General features: G+C 42.6%; 3 protein-coding genes and 1 pseudogene. 2 read left to right on the forward strand and 2 right to left on the reverse strand.

The window, feature by feature from the left end:
- Positions 1–1,065, reverse strand: a 1,065-nt coding sequence (locus IQR33_RS33550; protein ID WP_277914636.1) for a Calx-beta domain-containing protein, incomplete at its 3' end; no start/stop codon positions are given.
- Positions 1,066–1,454: 389 nt separating this feature from the next.
- Between IQR33_RS33550 and IQR33_RS18965 the strand changes: the two genes are divergently transcribed.
- Positions 1,455–2,768 carry a TolC family outer membrane protein gene (locus IQR33_RS18965; protein ID WP_021707835.1) on the forward strand — a complete coding sequence of 438 codons (1,314 nt, stop codon included), beginning with the start codon at positions 1,455–1,457 and terminating at the stop codon, positions 2,766–2,768.
- Between the two features lie 2 nt (positions 2,769–2,770).
- A complete protein-coding gene (locus IQR33_RS18970; protein ID WP_005377363.1) occupies positions 2,771–3,385 on the forward strand; it encodes an OmpA family protein in 615 nt (204 codons plus the stop codon).
- Positions 3,386–3,471: 86 nt separating this feature from the next.
- Here IQR33_RS18970 and IQR33_RS35550 read toward each other — a convergent pair.
- A pseudogene (locus IQR33_RS35550) lies at positions 3,472–4,730 on the reverse strand (RTX toxin); the annotation flags it as partial.

Below are 4,730 nucleotides of genomic sequence, written 5' to 3' on the forward strand. Positions count from 1 at the left end.
GCCATCGTTTGGCACTGCAACCCAACCGGAGCCTGTGTTGTATTCTAAGGTGCCTAAGTCTCCAACTTCGGTGTCACCTAAGTTCAGGCCTAGCTCGACTTGAACAGTGGACTCGGAGGCATTCGACAGCGTCACTTTGAAGTTCGCTGTCTCACCCTCATTAACCGTACCTGCATCACTCATCGTTACCGCTGGGCGATCATCATCAGGATTTGAGCCAGGTCCACTACCATCATCTAAAATAGTGGCAGTCCCAGTAACAGGTGTGCTTTGTTCTTCTGTCGTGCCAGAGAGCGTAAACGTTTCTGGGCCTTCAAATACAGAGTCGTCAATAGAGTCTATAGAGACCGTAAAGTCACTTTCACCCGGTGGGATCGAAATGGTAAAGGTTCCGCTTTCACCGACTGAAACTTCTTCTGTTGTACCATCAGAAAATGTTATGAGGACACGCTCATTGACGTAGTCACTCCCGTTCTCGTCAGCTGAGCCGCCTGTTGCGGTTCCATCAAGGAGAGAAAGAATGACATCAGTGTTGTCTTCAGTTGTTTGACTTAGAGTAATATCGAATACAACTTGGTCACCTTCGTTGATAGTCGGACTAGATATTTCTTGAACTAAGATAGTCGGTGGTACAGGGCCATTAATTACTCTGAAAAGATCCAACAAAGATAGTGCTTGAGTTGTAGATAGTCCGATTCCATCAATACCGACGGTCTCAAAATTCGTACTAGCCAACAATTCAGCGCCAGTACGATCTATTGCACCAGTATTTTGGGGGCTAGAACCACTTTCCTCACCTGCAGCTGGCTCAAAATCCTCACCAAGAGCAGTAGGGTCTTCTCCACTAGCGATAGCCTCGATTAGCGCAGTGACATCATCAGTAACGTTAATTGAACTACCTTGCGGTGTTACCTGTTGTACAATTAATTCTGATGTATCAGAAACTTCCTCAATAATTAATTCACCAGGCTGAGGTAGCTGACCACTTTCAAGACTTCTCAGGTTCCCATCAAGCCCTATAACCACGACATTGCTCATCAATGAACTTAACGCTACTCGATCCATGCTCTTCATCCTTGTATTAGTTTAATTAAAGGCTTGTTACTGCACTAAACACGTCTATAGTTTAGACAAAATATGAATTTTTCGTTTTATTCCAAGAGGATTTAGTTTTTTGAGAGTAATAAGGAAAATAACCGAAGAATTTGCCTTCATTTAAACCAGTTTCCGCTATGCTCTTAAGATAAAAAGGTTTTCTACGAAAAAATCGACCACTTACCAAGCAAGCTTTGCCTCGTATGCTAGAGTTTAGAGAGTAAGATTGTTGTTTTTTATTGAATTAAACATTTAAACATCAACAAGTTGATAATACGCACTAAGAAAATTCATTGTTTGTAACTTCTCGTCTCAAATATGAAACAGAATAAGAGCGACATGATTTTAGGAGAACTAACGTGAGATGGAATCGAGTACATATAGCCTGCTGTTGCTTAATAGTGTCTTCACCAGTTTTCGGTCAAACTCTAGAGCAAGCGGTTGCACAGACGCTACAAAATAACCCCGATATTAAGAGTGCATTTAACGAGTTTATGAGCCAGAAGTACATAAATGAAGCTTCATCAGGTGCTTACCTCCCCTCTGTTGATCTAGATGCTGGAATTGGATATGAAGGATTAGACCCGTCAGATGAAGTTGGTCGAGGAGACACGGATTACACTCGAAAGGAAGCTTCAGTGACACTGACCCAACTAATATGGGATGGTAGCGCTACATTAAATGATATTGATCGAACCGCAGCTGATGCTGAATCTGTTAGATTTCAACTCTTAGCAGATGCTTCAGATAAGGCACTTGAAGTGACTAAAGTGTACTTGGACGCTGTTAAAGCGTATGAAGTCCTAAAGCTTTCAGAAAACAACCTTGCTGTTCATAAAGATATTTACGATGACATTAAAAAACGAGTCAACTCGGGTATCGGCTCTACTGCTGACTTGACGCAGGTAGAAGCACGTTTGGCAAAAGCACACGGAAACTTAGCTGCTGCTCAAAATAACCTGTATGACTCTCACACGATGTTCACTCGTTTAGTCGGTCAAACACCACAAGGGTTAATCTTTCCGAGAGCGGACCAAAACTTTATCCCGTACACGGTTGATGAAGCGGTAGGCTTGGCATTTGAACTTCATCCCGTTATTCAAGTGGCGCTCGCAGACGTAGACTCGGCTAAGTTTCAATACAAACAGTCTAAAGGTGTTAATTACCCAACCATTTCAATTGAAGCTTCGCAAACATGGCGTGACGACGCTGATGGTTTAAAAGGTCGAAGTGATGAGACACTTGCCATGCTGCGTCTACGCTACAACCTATTCAATGGTGGCAGTGATGCAGCGAACTCAGAAAACTTTGCCTACCAGCTAAATAAAGCAAAAGACTTGCGTGAAGGTGCCTATCGCAATGTTGAAGAAGGGTTAAGGCTTTCTTGGAGTGCGCTTGATTTAACATTACAACAAAAAGAGTTTCTATCAGATCATGTAGACTCTGCGTCTGAAACCGTAATTGCTTACGAGAAGCAATATCGCATCGGTAAACGAACACTGCTTGATCTATTGAACACTGAAAACGAGCTCTTTGAGGCGCGTAAAGACTACTTAGATTCTAAATACGCAGAGCAGTACGCCAAATATCGAGTGATGAACGCAACTGGGCAACTGTTGAGTGCATTAAGGGTTGAAATGCCTAAAGAATGGCTAGAAGAAGTGGAGTATTAATTATGAAACACATAGCTTTTATTACACTCTCATTAATGCTCTCCGCATGCAGTTCATCAGATCGTGGTGATGAATATGATTACATAGATACCCCAATTGCCGATCAGTGGGCTGATCATATAGATGATGACTCTGACGGAGTCATTAACGAGCGAGATTTGTGCCCGGGTACACCTTTGGGTGCCGAAATAGACAACGACGGTTGCGGTTCGTACGTTGACTCCTCACAAGAAATGCAAATTCGAGTACTATTTGCGAACGATTCCGATGTGATCAACCCTATCTTTACGCAACAAATTCTTGAACTATCCGACTTTTTGAAAGAGTACCCGAACACGTCTATAGAGATTCAAGGTTATGCTAGTCGCACTGGTACTGCAGAACATAATCTTGACTTATCTAAGCGCCGCGCTGAAAACGTTAGAAAAGAGCTCATGAAGAACGGCATTAGTGGAGATAGAGTTACCATTGTCGGCTATGGAGACACAGTACTTGCGACACAAGGTACAGACCAAGTTAGTCACGCATTGAACCGTCGAGTAACCGCAACAGTGATTGGCCACAAGGGTGAAGTGAAGAAAGAATGGACCGTTTTCACAACACTTCCAAAAAGCTAGCACAACAATAAACAGACCGTAAAAATAAAAGGTCTAGCAAATTGCTAGACCTTTTTGATTTTAAATTTGACTACAGTTTAGCGCTACTACATGTCTTTGTACTGAGCTTCTAAACTCGCAATTAAGCTTTGAGTCACATCATCAACACTTGCACCGTCAAAATGGATGTCCAATGTCGAGCTCCCTTTTGTAATACTCAGGTTTGCCTCAGATCCCCCGTCTGGTGCCACTTCTACATGATACTCTCCGACATCACCAGTATGATCACCTGATTGAAGATCATTAAGAAGCTCTCCAATTTCATCTTTAGATAAGTCGTCAAACAGATCTGAGAAGTCTAGAGCGTCTTCATTTTTATTGAAGTCAGTGACAGTATCAACATCGTTAGTGACTTCACTCCACTTAAAGATGTCGGCCCCTTCTGACCCTGTTAAAGTATCACTACCTAAACCACCAATCAGAATATCATCCCCTTCACCGCCAACGAGTATGTCGTTGCCACCATGACCAAATAGTAAGTCATCACCAGCGCCGCCATATAAATTATCCGATTTATCTCCTTGGTGAGTTTGGTTGAATTCTTCCAAGTTATTTCTAACGTACTCATGTATATCTTCGCCGTCAACGGTAGACACATCCTGACCCGTTTGCTGCGCCACATGTGATTGAATCGCACTTAAGCCTTGTTCATTACCACCAAACTCAATTAAGTCACCTAACAAGATATCGTTACCTTCACCTCCTTGAATAGTGTCTGAACCTTGTTTGAGAGGTACATCTTGACCCAATATCGTTTCAGCAAGCTTAGTAACATCAATATCTGACTCTACCACACCATCAGTGTCATACTGCTTGAGTGTATGTTCATCAACGCCACTCCCAAGACCTATCGCTTCTATAGAGGACAATGCCGCTAGTACTTGATACATGTGTTGAGCTTGTGTCGAGCTATTCCCTTCATCGTAATAACGGATAGAGCCATAATATCTGTCGATATCGCCAAGGATTCTTCCTGTTAGCGGTGAATAAACCTTACCGTAACTATCTATAACGACATCACCTTTGTAGGTAACTGTTTGTCCGTATGAGTAATTGTTTTTACTCGCAATATCTTGCAGGGTAACAAGCTTGCCAGAATTATCGACGTCCAAAATCACTTTCGAGAATTCACTCGGTGCGACACCATAGAGGTATGTTGCTCTATTTGGTTGACCATCCGTAACAAAGTACGTGATATTTTGGCCATTAGGGTTAGGTTGACTGCTGAACCATTCAACGGCCGACTGTAAGCCCGCCTCATAGTTTGTGCCGCCAGAACCCTCATCATCAATTACACGATTCAACT

This window comes from Vibrio sp. OPT46 (assembly GCF_015163535.1).
GTDB classification, from domain to species: Bacteria; Pseudomonadota; Gammaproteobacteria; order Enterobacterales; family Vibrionaceae; genus Vibrio; species Vibrio alginolyticus.